1 protein-coding gene is annotated in these 390 nt (G+C 50.8%); it reads left to right on the top strand.

The window, feature by feature from the left end; all coding sequences use genetic code 11:
• A partial coding sequence (locus tag SxD43FB_RS24305) for a hypothetical protein (RefSeq protein ID WP_217988864.1) occupies positions 1-390 on the top strand: 390 nt, incomplete at both ends.

Here is a 390-nt window from a genome sequence, read left to right as displayed (position 1 = left end):
AGCTGGCGATCAGCTGGATGCATATTCCACAACTGAATGGTCAGGATCAGCAACTGACACTCACGGTTGGGGAAAACGGCCACTATACACTGGAAGGTGAAGAGTTCACCGTCAATGGTATGGTCGGCCAGCGTCTGGAAAAAGATGGCGTTGCGCTGACTATCGCGGACATTAAGGCCAAACCAGGAACACAGTTTGTCCTGAGCCAGCGTACCGAACTGGAAGCGATTAACGCATTGCAGGAAACCTTTACCGTTAGCGAACGCAGTAAAGAAAGCGGGATGCTGGAACTTACCATGACTGGTGATGATCCCCAGTTGATTACTCGTATTCTGAACAGCATCGCTAACAACTATTTGCAACAGAATATCGCTCGCCAGGCGGCGCAGG

Source organism: Sphingobium sp. D43FB, assembly GCF_002312805.1.
In the GTDB taxonomy this organism is placed as follows: Bacteria; Pseudomonadota; Alphaproteobacteria; order Sphingomonadales; family Sphingomonadaceae; genus Sphingobium.
Note: the sequence above shows the minus strand (reverse complement) of the source record. Positions and strands in the feature narration are given on the sequence as shown.